This window comes from Phenylobacterium koreense (assembly GCF_040545335.1).
Classification (GTDB): Bacteria; Pseudomonadota; Alphaproteobacteria; order Caulobacterales; family Caulobacteraceae; genus Phenylobacterium; species Phenylobacterium koreense.
In genome coordinates, this window is the sequence record NZ_JBEPLU010000004.1 from 23,512 (window position 1) to 40,858 (window position 17,347).

Consider the following 17,347-nt stretch of genomic DNA (forward strand, 5'->3'; position numbering starts at 1 on the left):
TGTTCTGGGGCGACGGCTGCGAGCCTGGGCGAGGAGATGGTGGCGCATATCCGGTCCGGCGGACCCTTGGTGAGCGCCCGCTAGCGCGCCCTCCGGGCTTGTGTGCTATGAGGGGCGCAGGGCGCGCCTCTCGTGCGCCTGCCAGCGAGCGCGGAATTGGACACAGCCCACAGGGTGACGCGCCAGGAGCTCTATGAGCTGGCCTGGACGAAGCCGATGACCCAGCTCGCCGCCGATTTCGGCATCACCGGCAATGCGCTGGCGAAAATCTGCGACCGGCTGCTGGTGCCCCATCCGCGGCGCGGCTATTGGGCCGCGGCGGACAGGTCGCGGCGCGATCCGCGACCGCCCCTGCCGCCCGCGCCGCCCGATTGCGAGGAGGAGATCTTGATCTCCTCGCGCCGCTCAACGTCCCGGCGCGAGCAGACCCGGCTCAGCCTGGCCGCCCGGCGCGAACACATCGCCGAGGCCGCTGCGGAGCTCGTTCTGCGCGACGGGCCCAATGCGGTGAACATGAAGGCGGTGGCCCGCGCCGCCGGCGTTAGCGAAGCGTTGGCCTACCGCTACTTCCCCAGCGTCGTGGAACTGCTGGCCTTCATGGCGCGCCGAGAGCAGGCGCTGATGTCGGAGATGCAGCAGGCGAAGATGGAGGGTCTGCCGACCTACAGCGAACTGGCCCAGGCGGCGACGGTGGGGTTCCTCGATTATGTGGCCAAGCGCCGGGGCCTGCTCCAGGCCCTGCTTTCCAGCGCCGAACTGCGCCGCACCCTGACTTCGGAGCACCGCAACCGGATGGCCTGGGCCGCGCAGGCGAGCGCTACGCGGATGGGTCAGGAAAACGGCGTGCCTGAGGCGATCGCCACGCCGGGCTGGCAAATCCTGCGGGCAGCGGCCAACCGGGCCGGCAAGCTCCTGGCCGGCGAGGCCATCGACCGCGAGACGGCCGGGCGGCTCTCCTCGGCGATCATGGACGGCGCTCGGAAACGGCTCTTGAACCTGAAACCCGACGGGCCGGTCAGGCGGCTGGGCGCGGCGGCAAGCGCTGAAGGCCGCCCTCGGTCATCTCGAGGGCCAGGGAGAGTCCCAACGCCGGATCGAGCCTCTTAGCAAACACCATGGCGCCGGCCTCCTCGGGCAGGGCCGCGAGGATATGGACGGCGGCGATCGCGTCGCTGCGAGCCACGCCGTACTGCTCGCGCAGGGCCATGGCCAGGCGCCGCATCAGCCGGCCATAGAGCGCCCGGAGGTCGGGCTCGATCGCCCTGGCCAGGAACGGATCGGAGAGCAGGATGTGCAGCAGCGGTCCGTGCCGGGCCACGTGCTCGAAATAGGCCGCGGCGCAATCGGCCGCCATGCGTCCTGGCCGGCCCGAGCGCAGGATCGGCTCGAGGGCCGCGGCCATGACCTCGAGATGCTCCCGCAGGATGCGGTTGGCCAGAGCCTGCTGGGTCGGAAAGTAGGCATAGATCAAGGCCTTGCTGATCCCGACGCGCTGGCTCAGCGCCTCCAGGGGCAAGGGCAGGGAGCCTTGTTCGACGATCAGTTGGGCGGCGCCGTCCATGATCTGGCGCTCTCGGGCGCTGCGGCTGAGACGGGCGCCGGCTTGAGGCTTGGCCATGCGCATTCCTAGCAGGTTCGTTCCGTTCGCAGAAGGAAGGCCGGAGCCGTGCTGGAGCTATTGACGGATACACCAATAGAACTTTAGCTGGGTGTCATTGGACGGCGGGCGCATGCTGCCGTCTTCGGCCTCAAAACGGCGACCAGAGACCGGCGAGGCGCAGTCAGGCGGAGGGAAGCGCATGGACGGCTCGCAGCAGCAATTGGACTTGGCCGAACGGGTCACCCGCGCCATCGGCTTCGGGATGATGCATGCAGTCTGGGCCGAGGTTCAGCCCGACAAGGTGGCGATCTTCGATCCCGACGGCCGCACCCGGACTTTCGGTCAGCTCAACGCCAACGCCAACCGGATCGCACGGCTGCTCCGAGAGGCGGGGCTGAAGCCGGGCGAGGGGGTGGCTCTGCTCTGCACCAATCGCGCCGAGTTCGCCGAGGTGATGAGCGGCGCCATGCGGGTGGGCCTGAGGCTGACGCCGATCAACTGGCACATGACCGCCGAGGAGATCGCCTATGTAATCAAGGACTGCGAGGCCAAGGCCCTGTTCGCCGACGCCGCGGTGGCGACGGCGAGGGAGGCCGCCGCGTCCTGCCCGGACCTGCGCCTGAAGGTGGCCATCGGCGGGGCGATCGGCGGCTTCGCCGACTATGACGCCACGCTCGGCCAGATGGATGCGACCGACATCCCAGACCCGCTGCGCGGCTACACCATGCTCTACACCTCGGGCACCACCGGTCGGCCGAAGGGGGTCTACAAGCCGAGCCACCCGGGGCCGGCCTACAGCCACGACTACGACCGCGAGCATGACCTGCACATGTGCCTGGGGCCCGCCTATCACGCCGCGCCGCTGATGGGCGACGTGCGCCGGCCGCTGCTGAACGGCGTGCCGCTGGTCTTCATGGACAAGTGGGACAGCGAGAAGGTGCTGCGCACCATCGCCGAGAAGAAGGTCACCAACGCCCACTTCGTGGCGATCATGTTCCAGCGTCTGCTGGCCCTGCCGGACGCGGTGAAGCGCAGCTACGACGTCAGCTCGATGAAGACCGTCTCGCACGGCGCCGCGCCCTGTCCGCCGGAGGTGAAGCGGGCGATGATCGAGTGGTTCGGGCCGGTGCTGTCGGAATACTATGCCGGCTCCGAGGGCGGCGCGGGGTTCATCATCAAGTCCGAAGAGTGGCTGCGGAAGCCCGGCAGCGTCGGCCGCCGACCCAGCAAGGACGCGGCCATCATCCTGGACGAGGAGGGCAATGAGTGTCCGCCCAACGTGCCGGGCGCGATCTACATGAAGGTGCCGGCCGAGGGCTTCGAGTACTTCAAGGACCCGGGGAAGACCCAGGGCTCGCGCAAGGGCGGCCTCTTCACCATGGGCGACATCGGCTATCTCGACGAGGACGACTACCTGTTCCTCACCGGGCGCAGCGCCGAGACCATCATCTCCGGCGGGGTGAACATCTACCCGCAGGAGGTGGACAACGAGCTCATCAAGCACCCGGCGATCGAGGACGCCTGCACGGTGGGCGCGCCCAACGACGAGTGGGGCGAGGAGGTGGTCTCGGTGATCCAGCTCAAGGCCGGCCACGAGCCGTCCGAGAAGCTCGCCGACGAGATCCTGGCCCACGCGCGGGCCGCGCTCGCTCGCTACAAGCAGCCCAGGCGACTGGAGTTCGTCGAGGCGCTTCCCCGCAGCGAGGCCGGCAAGATCCTGCGCAATCGGGTCCGCGCGCCCTTCTGGGAAGGCCGCGCCCGCCAGATCTGAAATCAACCCGACCGCGTCAGGAGCACCTGCATGTTCGACACCGAACCGGATCTGGAAGCCTTTCGGGCCGAAGCCCGCGCCTGGCTCGCCGCCAACTTCCCGCCCTCCCTGTCCTCGCGGCCGGAGGTCGCCGCCACGGCCGGCGGCGACGTGGAGGCCGACGCCGAGCGCTGGCGGATCGCCATGGGCGAGAAGGGCTGGGGCACGCCCACCTGGCCGGCGCCCTATGGCGCGGGCCTCGAGCCGGCGCAGGCCCAGGTGCTGGCCCAGGAACTGTCGCGGCTGGGCGCCCAGAACCCCATCGGCGGCATGGGCACGATGATGTTCGGCCCAACCTTGCTGGAATACGGGAACGAAGAGCAGAAGGCCCGCCACCTGCCGCCGATCGCCCGCGGCGAGTTGCGCTGGTGCCAGGGATTCTCCGAGCCGGGAGCCGGGTCTGACCTGGCCGGCCTGCAGACCAGGGCCGAGGATCGCGGCGACCACTTCCTGGTCAACGGCCAGAAGATCTGGACCAGCGGCGCGCACCATGCCGACTGGTGCTTCTGCCTGGTGCGGACGGACACGACCAAGAAGCACGAGGGCATCAGCTTCGTGCTGATCGACATGCGCACGCCCGGAGTGGACCCGCGGCCGATCCGGCTGATCAACGGCGCCTCGCACTTCTGCGAGGTGTTCTTCACCGACGTGGTGGTTCCCAAGGAGAACCTGGTGGGGCCGCTGAACGGCGGTTGGACGATCGCCAAGCGCCTGCTGCAGCACGAGCGGAAGGGCCTGGCCGCCGCGGCCCAGGCGCAGCGCGCCGAGGCCCGGGCCAGCGTTCCGGAGATGGCCAAGGAATATGTCGGCGTGGACGAGCAGGGCCGGCTCGCTGATCCCGACCTGCGCACCCGGATCAGCCAGTTCGACATCGACCTGCGCTGTTTCCAGCTCACCAACGCCAGGGTGGCGGCTCAGGCGAGGCGGGGGCAGGAGGTGAACGCCACCACCTCCATCCTGAAGCAGGTGGGTTCCTTCCTGCGCCGCGACGGCGCCGAACTCATCGCCGAACTCGCCGGCTGGCGAGGCATCGCCTGGGAGGGGGATGAGTTCACCGAGGCCGAGCTCGCCGACGGCCACAACCTCTTCTACAGCAAGGCTGGCGGCATCGCCGGCGGCTCGCAGGAGGTGCAGTACAACATCATCGCAAAGCGCATCCTGGGCCTGCCCGACCCCACGGCTTCGGCCTAGGGGCGGCCCCTCTCCCAGCCGGAGAGGGGAAGCGCCTCAGTTCGCCCAGAGCGGCGAGGACGCCTTCATGAAGCGCAGGCAGTAGAGCACGCGCCCGAGATCGGGGCCGCCGTCCTTGCCCTGGATGACCACCTCGTACCAGACGTTCTCGGTCTTCGGGCTTTCGGTGAGCTTCAGGATCTTGGTTCGGGCCATATAGTCGATCCCGGCCTTCAGCGGCCCGGCCAACTGCTGCACTTCCAGCGCCCCGAACAGGCCGACGGCGGGCTTCAGCTTCGCCATGGCCGCCGAGCGGGTCATGTGGGCCAGGCGCACCACGTGCGACGGGGGCAGGATCCCCAGGTCGCGATAGGCCGGCAGGTCCTCGGTGATGGTCTCCCGGCTTCGGGCCAGGGCTTCGGCCGCCACCTGCACGGAGAGGCCATGGTTTTCGTCGCCGACGGCGATGTCACCGAGAATGCGAAGGGTTCCCGGGGCCGCAGGAGCCTGGGCGTCCATCCGGCGGGCGAGCTCGGAGCCGGCGTCGAGGCCGTTTCCGCCGGCCGTGCCCTCGCAGATGAGCGCATCGGCCTCGTTGAACATGACCAGCCGCGCACGTTCGGCATCTGGGGTCACCTCCACCCGGACGGCTTCGTTATCTACGGTGGCCTGGGTGAAGTAGAGCGAGAGGCCGCCGGTCTCGAACCAGCGCTCGCCATAGATGTCGAGCAGTTGGGGGACGAACTGGTCCATGTGGATAGACCCAGGCACCGTGCCGCCTTTGAAGCCCAGTCTGGAGGCGGTGGCGTCGCTGTGGATGGAACCCTCCGCGCCGCTGAACATGTTGCGCGGGTTGCGGAACTCGCCTCTCAGCGGCGACGCCGTCTGAAGGTCGGTCATGGCGGTCTCCCTGGTCTGCTTCTTCTGTGTCAGGTGGTTTCAAGCTCGCCCATCTCGGGCGTGGTGGAAAGGTCGGGTTTGGGCTCCACGTCATCGGCGCGGGCCGCAACTCAGCGCTCTTGGCCTTGGTGGCTTAAAGGCGGCGCGGTCGATGCCGTAACGACTGTAGAACAGCAGCGCGACGATCCCGGGCAGGATCGTGCAGGGCCCGTAGACGATGGCCAGACCAGGGTGAGCGAGATCATCTCCGCGTCCGGTCCCAGGCCGAAGCTTATCTTGCTTCCCAGTGAGATCCGGCCCTCGCGGGCGGCCGTCAGCGACATCTTACCTCCCGTAGTCCGCCGGCCGCGCCGGTCTTCTTCCGTCTGGGCCAGCTTGGCCGCCACGATGGGCAGCTAATGCGTTATTGGAGCGTTCGTCAACAATGGTGGACCATGTAGACGCAAGCCGCCCATCGCCAAGACCGCGGGGGTGTCGGTCGGATCGGGACAATCACCTAGGCGACATCGTGAGGCGTCGGTCCTAGAAAGCGGGGCTGTGAGCGCGATCCGCACCTTTCTTGAGCAACATCGCTGGCTGGCCGTTTGGCTGGTCGGCGCGACGTTGTTGATGAAGGTGACGGTGCCGGCAGGCTTCATGCCCGGCCTGTCGGACGGCCAGATGCTAGTCGAGCTCTGCACCTCCCAGGGGGCGCAGACGCTGCTGGTCGAGCTTGCGGGCCAATCCGATGGCCACGATCCGGCGGACCGTAAGACGTTCGAGCCGCCCTGCGCCTTCTCGGGCCTGTCGTCGCCGGCGCTCGCCGCCGTCGATCCGGTCCTGCTGGCGATCGCGATCGCGTTCATCCTCGCCACGGGATTCCTTGCGACGCCCCGCGCGCCTCGGGTAACCCGATCCTTCCTGCGTCCCCCGCCCATAGGGCCGCCGCAACTCTCCTGATCCCCCTTCGCCTTTCGATTTTAGCGGCGCGCGGCCTCCCCGTGCGCCTGGATCAGGATTCATCCATGTCCGTTATTCTCAACGCCGCGCGCTCGGCCGCGGTCGTTTATGCCCTGTCTGCTTCGAGCGCGCTCGCCCAGGAAACCCTGGCCCTGCCTTCCATCGATGTCGCGTCCGGTAGTCTCGCCAATGCGCCCGGAGAGGCTCTTTCGCGCACCACGCTTGCGCCGCTGCGATCCACCACGAGCGATGCGGCGGCGCTGGTCGCCCGGACGCCCGGCGTCAGCACGTTCGGCGCTGGCGGCTTTTCCGGCCTGCCGGTGATCCGGGGGCTCGAAAGCCAGCGGCTGACCATCCTGGTCGATGGGGCGTCGATTGACATCTCCTGCCCCAACCAGATGAACCCGCCCTTGTCCTACGTCGATCCTCAGACGATCGACGCGATCAACGCCATCACCGGGGTGACGCCCGTGAGCATGGGCGGAGACAGCATCGGCGGGGCCATCCTGGTGGAAACCGCCGCGCCGCGCTTCGCCAAGGCGGGCGGCAGGCTGGTGACCGGCGAGGTCTCGACATACTACCGCAGCAACGGCGGCGGGGTCGGCGGCGCGGTCCTGTTCACGGCCGCCGATGATCGGCTCAGCTTCGCCTACTCCGGTTCCTTTGCGCAGGCCGGAAACTATGAGGGCGGGTCAGGCGACGGCGAGGTCCGCTCGACCGAACACCAGAAGACCGATCATGCGATCAGCCTTGCAGCCCAGACCGATGCGGGCCTGTTCGAGCTGAAGGGTGGGTACCATTACGCGCCCTATGAGGGCTTTCCGAACCAGTACATGGACATGACGTCCGACCGGTCCTGGCACCTGAACGGTCACTGGAAGGGCCTGTTCGATTGGGGCGACCTGGACCTCCGAGCCTTCTATCGCGACACCGACCACGAGATGAATTTCCTGGCGGACAAGGGGGGCGACGCCGGGCGCGCCATGCCCATGAACACCGAGGTCCACAGCGCTGGCTCCACGCTCAAGGGCGACATATTGCTGAGCAATCGAGACACGCTGCGCCTGGGCGGCGAGTTTCACCATCAATGGCTCAACGATTATTGGCCGGCGGTCGCGGGCAGCGCGATGATGGGGCCTGACACCTACGTCAACGTGAACGGCGCCAAGCGCGACCGGCTCGGCGTCTTCGCCGAGTGGGAGGCGCTGTGGACTCCCCAGGTCACGACGCTGGTCGGCGTGCGCAACGATCAGGTCTGGATGAATACGGGCAGGGTGCAGCCCTATTCGACATCCATGATGAACATGGCCGACGCCAAGGCCGCCGCGGCGTTCAACGCCGCCGACCGCCAACGGCACGACAGCAACTGGAGCGCCATGGCCCTGCTCCGCTATGCGCCCGACCAGCGCACGACCTTCGAGGTCGGCTATGCCCGCAAGAGCAGGTCTCCCAACATCTACGAGCGCTACAGTTGGGGGCGCGGTTCAATGTCGAGCCGGATGGTCGGCTGGTTCGGCGACGGCAACGGCTATGTCGGCGACGTTGCGCTGGAGCCTGAGCGAGCGGACACGGTGAGCGCCGCGGCGAGCCTCAAAGGCGACGGCGATGGCTGGGCGCTGCGGATCGCGCCTTATTACACGCGCGTTCACGACTATATCGACGTGGTCAAGCTCGCCGATTTCACGGACACGACCGGCGCCCCGACGGGTTTCGCGCAGTTGCAGTTCGCCAACCGCAAAGCTGAGTTCTACGGCGTCGATGTCTCGGGCGCTGTTCCCCTGTGGCGTTCGTCCGCAGCCGGCTCGACTAGGTTGACCGCGACGGCGAGCTGGCTTCGCGGGCGCAATCTCGACGGTGGCGGCGCGCTCTATCATCAGATGCCGTTCAACGCGAAGCTCGGCCTGGAGCATCAGCTCGGTGGCTGGGAAAGCGCGGCTGAACTGGAACTCGTGGCCGACAAGAACCGGGTCGATGCGAGGCGCAACGAGCCCCGCACGGCGGGGTATGCGCTGATCAACCTGCGCACCGGCTATGCATGGGGGCGCTATCGGCTGAACCTCGATGTGCAAAACCTGCTCGACAAGGACCATGACCTGCCGCTCGGCGGCATGTCGCTCGGCGACCTTAGGGCGACGGGGGACTTGAGGCCGGTTCCCGGCCGGGGCCGCTCGGTCAATATCGGATTGGCTGCGACGTTCTGAGCATGGCCAGTCCCGCACGGCCGTTGGCCAGCGCAGATGCCTCGAGGACCTTTGCGGTCCTCGGGTCACTGCTCGTGCACGGAAGCTTGCTTGCAGCCGTTCTGCTCGCGAGCAACACCGCCCGCTCCGCGCGTGAGGGCGGGGCAGGCGCTCCCATCGTCATGATCACGCTGTCCCCCGGGATCGCCCCCGGGACGCGGATGATCGCCAGGGAAGCTCCTCATGCGCGTGATGAGGAGCGATCGGCGCCTCGGGACGTTCGCACGACGGCCGCGCCGGCGTCGCTGGCCATGGAGGTTCAGCGCTCCGCCGTCGCGACGCCCGCCGCGTTCTCGTCGTCGCCGGCCAGCGAGGCTGGAGCGCCGCCTTCCAGGTCGCCCGAGCGCGCGACTGACCCGCCTGCGGCCCCGGAGGCTGATCGCGCAGCCTATGGGGGCCGGCTGTGGGCATGGATCGCCGCTCGACGGCCGGCCGGCATCCATTTCGAGGGCGAAGCGCTGGTGCGCTTTTCCGTCGATCGCGACGGCCGGCTGCGCAAGCTCTCGCTTGATCGATCCAGCGGCGCCGGCCAGCTCGACCGGCTTGCGCTTCGCACCGTCCGCCTGGCCGCGCCGTTTCCGCGACCGCCGGAAAGTCTGGCCGCGGACGAGTCCGAATTCACCCTGGCCTTTCATTTCAACTAGGCCGTGGCGTCGGTCAGATCGACCACGTACACCGTCGCGTCGGTGGCGTAGAGCGTGAGCGCCTGGTCGGTGGGCGCCAACAGCACGGCGTCATCGGGCTCCAGTTCGATGTCGACCGATCCCCTGGCCAGCACCCGATCGCGGACCAGCACCAGCCGGGCTCCGGAAGCCGGCGCGGTCACGCGTTTGCGCCGGACGTCGACCCTTGTGACGGCCGCCGAACTGACGGCGCGCCGGGTCATGACGTTGAGGTCGCTGACCGGCCCGTTCGGGACGCGCCCCATGATCGCCACGTCACCCGGAAAGCTGGCCGGAGCCGAGTCCGGACCCAGCTCCAGGTCGGCGCGCCCGTCAAAGCTCAGCACGAGGCGGCCCGAGAGCACGGTGAGGATGCGGTCGACGCCCGGAAAGAGTGAGAACGGGCCATCCTCCCGGACCTGCGCCATGCTCACCCGCCAGCGGAAGTCCTCGAAGCCGGCGCCGGGCGGCCAGGCCGCCACCTCACGCGTTACGCCGCCGCCGTTCTTCCAGGGCGTGGCGGCGCGGTCGGCGGCGCGCAGAACCTGCATCAGCCGAGGATGCCCGGCAGGTCCAGCTTCTTTTCGCGAGCCACCTCGAGGGCGATCTCGTATCCGGCGTCGGCGTGGCGCATCACGCCGGTGGCCGGGTCGTTCCACAGCACCCGCTCGATACGCTTGGCGGCGGCCTGCGTGCCATCGCAGACGATGACCATGCCCGCGTGCTGGGAGTAGCCCATGCCGACGCCGCCGCCATGGTGCAGGGACACCCAGGTCGCGCCGGAAGCGGTGTTGAGCAGGGCGTTCAGCAGCGGCCAGTCGGAGACGGCGTCCGAGCCGTCCCGCATGGCCTCGGTCTCGCGGTTGGGGGAGGCGACCGACCCGGAATCCAGATGGTCGCGTCCGATGACGACCGGAGCCTTCAGCTCGCCCTTGGCGACCATCTCATTGAACGCGAGGCCGAGCCGGTGCCGGTCGCCCAGGCCCACCCAGCAGATCCGCGCCGGCAGGCCCTGGAACTTGATCCGCTCTCTGGCCATGTCGAGCCAGTTGTGCAGATGCGGATCGTCGGGGATCAGCTCCTTCACCTTGGCGTCGGTCTTGAAGATGTCCTCCGGATCGCCTGAGAGCGCGACCCAGCGGAACGGCCCGATCCCGCGGCAGAACAGCGGACGGATGTAGGCCGGCACGAAGCCTGGGAAGTCGAAGGCGTTCGCAACGCCCGCGTCCTTCGCCACCTGGCGGATGTTGTTGCCGTAATCGACGGTCGGAACGCCGGCCTCGCGGAAGGCCAGCATCGCCTGGACATGCTCGGCCATGGAGGCGCGGGCCGCTTCCTCGACCTGGCTCGGGTCCTGTTCGCGCATGGCGAACCAGCGCTCCAGCGTCCAGCCCTTGGGCAGGTAGCCGTTGACCGGGTCGTGGGCTGATGTCTGGTCGGTGAGCAGGTCGGGCCTCACGCCGCGGGCGAGCATCTTTGGCAGCACCTCGCAGGCGTTGCCGAGCAGGCCGACGGAGATCGCCTGCTTCGTGCGTGTCGCCTCCTCGATGATCGCCAACGCCTCGTCCAGGCTCTCCGTGGCGCGGTCGAGATAGCCGGTGCGCATCCGCATCTCGATCCGGGAAGGCTGGCACTCGATCGCCAGGCACGAGGCGCCCGCCATGACGGCGGCCAAGGGCTGGGCCCCGCCCATGCCGCCGAGCCCCGCGGTCAGCAACCAGCGCCCCGAGAGGTCGCCGCCATAGTGCTGGCGGCCCATCTCGGCGAAGGTCTCGTAGGTCCCCTGAACGATCCCCTGGGTCCCGATGTAGATCCACGATCCCGCCGTCATCTGGCCGTACATGGCCAGGCCTTTGCGATCGAGCTCGTGGAAGTGCTCCCAGTCGGCCCAGTGCGGCACCAGGTTGGAGTTGGCGATCAGCACCCGCGGGGCGTCCGTGTGGGTGCGGAACACGCCTACCGGCTTGCCGGACTGCACCAGCAGGGTCTCGTCGTCCTCCAGCCGCCGCAGGGTCTCGACGATCCGGTCATAGCTCTCCCAGTCGCGCGCGGCGCGGCCGATGCCGCCGTAGACCACGAGCTCCTCGGGCCGCTCGGCGACATCGGGATGCAGGTTGTTCATCAGCATCCGAAGCGGGGCCTCGGTCAGCCAGCTCTTAGCGGTGCGTTCGGCGCCGGTCGCCGGGCGGATCACGCGGGTGGGGTCTTTGCGGGTCATTGTTTGGCGAAGTCCAGGCAGGCATTGAGGACGTCAATGAGGGCGGCGCGCATGGCGCTGGCGCGGGCGGCTTCGTAGGGCGTCGGCCAATTGTCCGGGCTTGGCGGGCCCGGTGGTTCGTCCATGTAGCCGCGGCAGGCGAGTTCCATCTGGATGGCGTGGACCCCCTGGCCGGGCTGTCCGTAGTGACGCGTGGTCCAGCCGCCCTTGAACCGGCCATTGGTGACGCGGTTGAACGGGCTGGCGTCGCACGCGGCCTCCACCGCGGCGGTCAGCTCGCGCGCGCAGCTCCGGCCGGCGTTGGCGCCGATGTTGAAATTCGGCAGCTCGCCCTCGAACAGCCGCGGGATGACCGAGCGGATCGAATGGGCCTCGTAGAGCACGACCTTGCCGTGAAGGGCGAGAAGCCGGTCCAGCTCGCCGCGCAGGGCGGCATGGTAGGGATCGAAATACTCGACGCGGCGGCGCTCGATCTCGGCGGCGTCGGGCCCGCCCGCCCGATAGAGCGGCTCGCCGTCGAAGGTGGTCGTGGGGCACAGCTCGGTCGTCGCCTGGCCGGGATAGAGCGAGGCGCCCGACGGATCGCGGTTCACGTCGATGACGGTCCGGCTGACGGCTGTGCGGACGGTCGTGGCGCCCAGAGATGGTGCGAAGTCATAGAGCTGTTCGATCCACCAGTCGGCGTCCTTGCGCGCCAGCCATGGCGAGACCACCTGGGCGGCGACCTTTGCCGGGATCTCGGTCCCGGTGTGAGGGAAACTGACGACGAGCGGCGCCGTCCCCCGGTGGATCTGCAGCCAGTCGGTCATGCCACACCCGGGAGCGACAGCGCCGCGGCCGCGGCGATCTTGCCCGACCGCACGAACGCGTTGGCGGCCTCGATGTCCGGGTGGAAGTGGCGATCGTCGTCGAGGTGCGGGACCTGGCCGCGCAGCAGGGTGCGGACTGCTTCCAGCGCCGGGCTGGAGGTCAGGGGACGGTGGAAGTCGCAGCCTTGCGCCGCGGCCAGCAGTTCGACGCCCACGACCGCCGTGGCGTTGCGCGCCATCGGCAGCAGCCGCGCCGCGCCGTGTGCGGCCATCGAGACGTGATCTTCCTGGTTGGCGGAGGTCGGGATGGAGTCGACGCTGGCCGGGTAGGCCCGCTGCTTGTTCTCCGAGACGAGCGCCGCGGCCGTCACCTGCGGGATCATGAAGCCCGAATTCAGGCCGGGCTTGGGCGTCAGGAACGCCGGCAGGCCGGAGAGCGCCGGGTCGACCAGCATGGCGATACGCCGCTCGGCGAGCGATCCGATCTCGCAGACCGCGAGGGCGATCATGTCGGCCGCGAAGGCCACCGGCTCGGCGTGGAAATTGCCGCCCGACAGCGCCTCGTCGGTCTCGGCGAAGATCAGCGGATTGTCCGAGACGCCGTTGGCCTCGTAGCCCAACGTCGTGGCCGCCTGGCGCAGGACGTCCAGAGCCGCGCCCATGACCTGCGGCTGGCAGCGCAGGCAATAGGGGTCCTGGACGCGCTCGTCGTCCTTCAGGTGCGAGGCGCGGATCGCCGAGCCCGCCATCAAGGCCCGCAGAGCGTCGCTGGTCTCGATCTGGCCAGGCTGGCGACGCAGCGTGTGGATGCGGTGGTCGAAAGGCGTGTCCGAACCCTTGGCGGCCTCCGTCGAGAGAGCGCCGGTGACCAGGGCCGCCTGGAACAGCCGCTCGGCGTCGAACAGGCCGGCCAGGGCGTTGGCGGTGGAGAACTGGGTGCCGTTCAGCAGCGCCAGCCCCTCCTTCGGCCCCAGAGCCAGGGGCTCCAGGCCCGAGGCGCGCAGCGCCGCGTCCGCAGGTTGGCGCACGCCGCCGACTTCGATCTCGCCGACGCCGATCATCGCGGCGGCCATGTGCGCGAGCGGGGCCAGATCGCCCGAGGCGCCGACCGAGCCCTGGCTGGGCACGACCGGGGTTAGGCCCGCGACGATCATCCTTTCGAGCAGGGCGACCGTGGCCGGCCGCACGCCCGAGGCGCCCTGGGCCAGGCTCGCCAGCTTCAGCGCCATCATCAGCCGTACGATGGCGGTGGGCGAAGGCTCGCCGGTTCCGGCGGCGTGGGACAGCACGATATTGCGCTGGAGCCGCGCCAGGTCCGCGTCGTCGATCCGGACGCTGGCCAGCTTTCCAAAGCCGGTGTTGATCCCATAGACGGGCGCGCCCTTGGCCAGGATGCGCTCGATCGCCGCCGCGCTCGTGGCCACCGGGCCCGCGGCCGAGCCGTGTAGGCGCACGGACGCCCCACGATAGACCTCGCGCCAGGCGGAGAGCGGCGTGTCGCCGGGAACCAGGGGGATGTCGCTCACAGACCTCTCCAGACGCGGGTATGCAGGGGGTTGAAGCCCATCCGGTAGACGAGCTCGGCGGGACGCTCGATGTCCCAGATGGCCAGGTCGCAGACCTTGCCGGCCTCGATCGTGCCGATGTCAGACTGGCGGCCCAGAGCGCGGGCGGCCTCGCGGGTCACGCCCGCCAGGCACTCGTCGACGGTCAGGCGGAACAAGGTCGCGGCCATGTTGAGGCTGAGCAGCAGCGAGGTCAGCGGCGAGGTGCCGGGGTTGCAGTCGGTGGCCAGGGCTATCGGCACGCCGGCCGCCCGAAGCGCTTCGACCGGCGGCGGCTTCGTCTCGCGCACGAAATAGTAGGCGCCGGGCAACAGCGTCGCGACCGTGCCGGCCTTGGCCATGGCCGCGATCCCGGCTTCGTCCAGATGCTCCAGGTGGTCGGCCGACAGCGCGCCGAACCCGGCCGCCAGCGCAGCGCCATGCAGGTTGGAAAGCTGCTCCGCATGCAGCTTGACGGGGAGGCCATGCGCCTTGGCCGCCTCGAAGACACGCCGGGTCTGTTCCACGTCGAAGCCGATCCCTTCGCAGAAGGCGTCGACGGCGTCGGCGAGGCCTTCGGCCGCCACCGCCGGGATCATCTCGCGGCAGACGAGGTCGACATAGCTGTCGGCGTCGTCCTTGAACTCCGGGGGCAGGGCGTGCGCTCCTAGGAAGGTGGTGGCGATCGTCACCGGCCGGACCTCGCCCAGCCGCCGCGCGGCGCGCAGCGACTTCAGCTCATGCTCCAGCGACAGGCCGTAGCCGGACTTGATCTCGATGGTGGTCGCGCCCTCGGCGATCAGGGCGTCGAGGCGCGGTAGCGCCTGGGCGACCAACTCGTCTTCCGAAGCGGCGCGCGTGGCGGCCATGGTCGAGACGATGCCGCCGCCGGCCCGCGCGATCTCCTCGTAGCTCGCCCCGGTCAGCCGCAGCTCGAATTCGTGAGCGCGGTCCCCGCCGTGGACCAGGTGGGTGTGAGGGTCGATGAGGCCGGGCGTGATCCAGCGGCCTTCGCAGTCGATGGTTTCGGCCGCCTCAAAGGCCGGGGCCGCGGCTTCGGCGCCCGCCCAGGCGATCTGGCCGTTCTGCGCAGCCACCACGCCGCGGTCGATCTCGCCCAGGCCGGGCAGGCCAGGCGCGAGCGTGGCGAGGCGGGCGTTCCGCCAGACTCGATCGCAGCGCAAAGGTTTCCTCCGATCAGTCGTTGCGTCTTACTAGCGACGATGTCGTAATTTGTATAGACATAATGGGATCAAGGAGAGCTCCGATGGGCGCGACCTTCCACTGGTTCCAGACAGCGCTGCTTCCTGCGGGATGGGCCCGTAACGTTCGCTTGAGCGTCGAGGACGGCCAGATTGCCTCGGTGGAGACCCGCGTTCCGACGGGCGGCTCGGATGTCCGGGCGGCGATCGGATTGCCCGGCCTGCCCAACCTTCACAGCCACGCGTTCCAGCGCGCCATGGCCGGGCTGACCGAGGTGCGCGGCCCCGAAGGCGACAGCTTCTGGACCTGGCGGGAGCTGATGTATCGGTTCGTGGGCAAGCTCTCGCCCGACGATGTCGAGGCCATCGCCGCCCTGGCTTTCGCCGAGATGCTGGAAGCCGGCTTCACGCGCGTGGGCGAGTTCCACTACCTGCATCACGACACCGACGGTCGGCCCTATGCAGACATCGCGGAGATGGCGGCGCGCATCGCCGCCGCCGCCGAGGCGACGGGAATTGGCCTCACCCTGCTGCCGGTGTTCTACGCTCACTCAGGCTTCGGCGGCGTCGCGCCCCTGGAGAGCCAGAAGCGGTTCTTGAACGACATCGCCGGCTATGAGCGGCTGTACGAGGCCGCCCGCCGTGCCGTGCGAGGCCTGCCCGACGCGGTGGTCGGCATCGCTCCGCATAGCCTGCGGGCGGTGACCGAGGCGGAGCTTGCGGCGGTGACCAGGCTGGACGGTCCGATCCACATCCACATCGCAGAGCAGGTGAAGGAGGTCGACGACTGCCTGGCCTGGAGCGGCGCACGGCCCGTGGAATGGCTGCAGGATCGCTTTTATCCCGATCGGCGCTGGTGCCTTGTGCACGCCACCCATATGACCGCGAGCGAGCGCGGGCGGCTGGCCGCCAGCGGCGCGGTGGCGGGCCTGTGCCCGATCACCGAGGCCAATCTCGGGGACGGCGTCTTCCCTGCGGCGGCCTACTTGGCTGAGGCGGGGGTGTTTGGCGTGGGATCGGACTCCAATGTGCGGATCGACGCGGCGGAGGAGCTGCGGCTCCTGGAATACGGCCAGCGCCTGAGCGAGCGCGCGCGCAACGTGCTGGCGCCGGCGCCGGGCGCCTCGACGGGAGGCGCGCTCTACCGCGGCGCCCTCGCCGGGGGCGCGCAGGCGCTGGGCGTCTCGCAGGTCGGCCTGGCGGTGGGGGCGTCCGCGGACATCGTGACCCTGGACGCCGAGCATCCCGACATCGCCGGCCGCGTCGGTGACGAGATTCTCGACGCCTTCGTCTTCGCGGGCGGCCGTCCGATACGAGACGTCTGGAGGGCGGGACGGCAGGTGGTCGCAGATGGCCGCCACGTCGGCCGCGCGACGATCGTGGCGCGCTACCGGCAAACGCTGCAGCGGCTGCTCGCATGACCGAGCCGCTGCACAAGCAGATCCGCGCCGACATCTCCGAGCGCATCCTGTCGGGCGCCTGGGCGCCGGGCCGCCGCATTCCGTTCGAGCATGAGCTGATGGCGCAGTACGGCTGCTCGCGCATGACCGTGAACAAGGCGCTCGCGCCCCTGGCCGAGCAGGGCCTCATCGAGCGGCGTCGCAAGGCCGGCACCTTCGTCGCCCGGCCGCGGATCCACTCGGTAGTGCTCGATATTCCGGACATCGCCTCGGAGGTCACCGCCCGCGGCGAGCCCTACGGCTACCAGTTGCTGGAGCGGCGCGTCGGGACGGCCAGTCCGCGTGACATGGACAAGCTCGGCCTCGATACGCCGGTGAACCTGCTGGCGCTCCGTTGCCTGCACAGGGCGAGCGACCGGCCTTTCGCCTTGGAGGAGCGGCTGATCAACCTGGACGCCGCGCCGGCCGCGGCCGAGGTCGATTTCGCCAAGACCCCTGCGGGCGGCTGGTTGCTGGGGCATATCCCCTGGACCGAGGCCGAGCATCGCATCAGCGCCGCCAATCCCAGCCGCGCGACCGCGGCGGAGCTGGGAATTGCGGCCACGGTGGCGTGCCTGGTGCTGGAGCGCCAGACCTGGCGCGGCGCCGACCGCATCACCCATGTGCGGATGGTCTTCCCCGGCGACGCCTATGATCTGGTGGCGCGCTTCGGGCCTCGCCCTTAGGGCTACTGGCAGCTCGATGACGAAGGCGCCCAGTCCGGCGGCGCCGCCTGACCGATCCCTGCGCATTTCCAGGCGCTTGATCTCGCGTCGATGACAAGGCTCTGCCATTCGCGCGATCACGGTTCGTA

General features: G+C 69.2%; 15 protein-coding genes. 8 read left to right on the plus strand and 7 right to left on the minus strand.

Annotation, left to right across the window (positions count from 1 at the left end):
• The first annotated feature begins 156 nt into the window (after positions 1 to 156).
• The gene (locus tag ABID41_RS18505) at positions 157 to 1,107 is read left to right on the plus strand and encodes a TetR/AcrR family transcriptional regulator (RefSeq protein WP_354298442.1); all 951 of its coding nucleotides are present in this window, start codon (positions 157 to 159) and stop codon (positions 1,105 to 1,107) included.
• Here ABID41_RS18505 and ABID41_RS18510 read toward each other — a convergent pair.
• Complete coding sequence (locus ABID41_RS18510) at positions 1,016 to 1,618, minus strand: TetR/AcrR family transcriptional regulator (RefSeq protein ID WP_354298443.1); 603 nt, start codon at positions 1,616 to 1,618, stop codon at positions 1,016 to 1,018. The two genes, ABID41_RS18505 and ABID41_RS18510, sit on opposite strands and share 92 nt — an antisense overlap.
• A 181-nt stretch (positions 1,619 to 1,799) precedes the next feature.
• Here ABID41_RS18510 and ABID41_RS18515 point away from each other — a divergent pair, with 181 nt between their 5' ends.
• Together ABID41_RS18515 and ABID41_RS18520 are read left to right on the plus strand one after the other, a co-directional pair.
• Positions 1,800 to 3,371, plus strand: coding sequence for an AMP-binding protein (locus tag ABID41_RS18515; RefSeq protein WP_354298444.1), 1,572 nt, complete (start codon positions 1,800 to 1,802; stop codon positions 3,369 to 3,371).
• Between the two features lie 30 nt (positions 3,372 to 3,401).
• Positions 3,402 to 4,601, plus strand: a complete 1,200-nt coding sequence (locus ABID41_RS18520; protein WP_354298445.1) for an acyl-CoA dehydrogenase family protein — start codon at positions 3,402 to 3,404, stop codon at positions 4,599 to 4,601.
• A 36-nt stretch (positions 4,602 to 4,637) separates the two neighbouring features.
• Here the strand turns inward: ABID41_RS18520 and ABID41_RS18525 are convergent, their stop codons facing one another.
• Positions 4,638 to 5,480, minus strand: coding sequence for a hypothetical protein (locus ABID41_RS18525; protein ID WP_354298446.1), 843 nt, complete (start codon positions 5,478 to 5,480; stop codon positions 4,638 to 4,640).
• A 537-nt stretch (positions 5,481 to 6,017) separates the two neighbouring features.
• Between ABID41_RS18525 and ABID41_RS18530 the strand changes: the two genes are divergently transcribed.
• The 3 genes from ABID41_RS18530 to ABID41_RS18540 all read left to right on the plus strand — a co-directional run bounded on the left by ABID41_RS18530 (position 6,018) and on the right by ABID41_RS18540 (position 9,303).
• Positions 6,018 to 6,419 (plus strand): DUF2946 family protein, encoded by a 402-nt coding sequence (locus tag ABID41_RS18530; protein ID WP_354298447.1) that lies wholly within the window; start codon positions 6,018 to 6,020, stop codon positions 6,417 to 6,419.
• Positions 6,420 to 6,484: 65 nt separating this feature from the next.
• Positions 6,485 to 8,620 carry a TonB-dependent receptor gene (locus tag ABID41_RS18535; protein ID WP_354298448.1) on the plus strand — a complete coding sequence of 712 codons (2,136 nt, stop codon included), beginning with the start codon at positions 6,485 to 6,487 and terminating at the stop codon, positions 8,618 to 8,620.
• Positions 8,621 to 8,781: 161 nt separating this feature from the next.
• Entirely contained in the window at positions 8,782 to 9,303 is a 522-nt protein-coding gene (locus ABID41_RS18540; protein WP_354298449.1) for an energy transducer TonB family protein, read from the plus strand.
• Here the strand turns inward: ABID41_RS18540 and ABID41_RS18545 are convergent.
• Genes ABID41_RS18545 through hutI form a run of 5 tightly spaced genes read right to left on the minus strand, consistent with a single transcriptional unit; the run spans position 9,300 to position 15,076 of the window.
• The gene (locus ABID41_RS18545; RefSeq protein WP_354298450.1) at positions 9,300 to 9,872 is read right to left on the minus strand and encodes a HutD/Ves family protein; all 573 of its coding nucleotides are present in this window, start codon (positions 9,870 to 9,872) and stop codon (positions 9,300 to 9,302) included. The genes ABID41_RS18540 and ABID41_RS18545 overlap by 4 nt on opposite strands.
• Positions 9,872 to 11,539, minus strand: coding sequence for a urocanate hydratase (gene hutU / locus ABID41_RS18550; protein WP_354298451.1), 1,668 nt, complete (start codon positions 11,537 to 11,539; stop codon positions 9,872 to 9,874). Before hutU ends, ABID41_RS18545 begins: the two co-directional genes overlap by 1 nt.
• Positions 11,536 to 12,348, minus strand: a complete 813-nt coding sequence (gene hutG / locus ABID41_RS18555; RefSeq protein ID WP_354298452.1) for an N-formylglutamate deformylase — start codon at positions 12,346 to 12,348, stop codon at positions 11,536 to 11,538. The genes hutU and hutG overlap by 4 nt, the downstream gene beginning before the upstream one ends.
• Positions 12,345 to 13,874 (minus strand): histidine ammonia-lyase, encoded by a 1,530-nt coding sequence (gene hutH / locus ABID41_RS18560; RefSeq protein ID WP_435530039.1) that lies wholly within the window; start codon positions 13,872 to 13,874, stop codon positions 12,345 to 12,347. The genes hutG and hutH overlap by 4 nt, the downstream gene beginning before the upstream one ends.
• Positions 13,871 to 15,076, minus strand: coding sequence for an imidazolonepropionase (hutI, locus tag ABID41_RS18565; protein ID WP_354298453.1), 1,206 nt, complete (start codon positions 15,074 to 15,076; stop codon positions 13,871 to 13,873). Before hutI ends, hutH begins: the two co-directional genes overlap by 4 nt.
• Before the next feature lie 83 nt (positions 15,077 to 15,159).
• On the opposite strand from hutI, the gene ABID41_RS18570 reads away from it, so the two are divergent.
• Positions 15,160 to 16,515 (plus strand): formimidoylglutamate deiminase, encoded by a 1,356-nt coding sequence (locus tag ABID41_RS18570; RefSeq protein ID WP_354298454.1) that lies wholly within the window; start codon positions 15,160 to 15,162, stop codon positions 16,513 to 16,515.
• Complete coding sequence (hutC, locus tag ABID41_RS18575; RefSeq protein ID WP_354298455.1) at positions 16,512 to 17,219, plus strand: histidine utilization repressor; 708 nt, start codon at positions 16,512 to 16,514, stop codon at positions 17,217 to 17,219. The genes ABID41_RS18570 and hutC overlap by 4 nt, the downstream gene beginning before the upstream one ends.
• Positions 17,220 to 17,347: the final 128 nt, after the last annotated feature.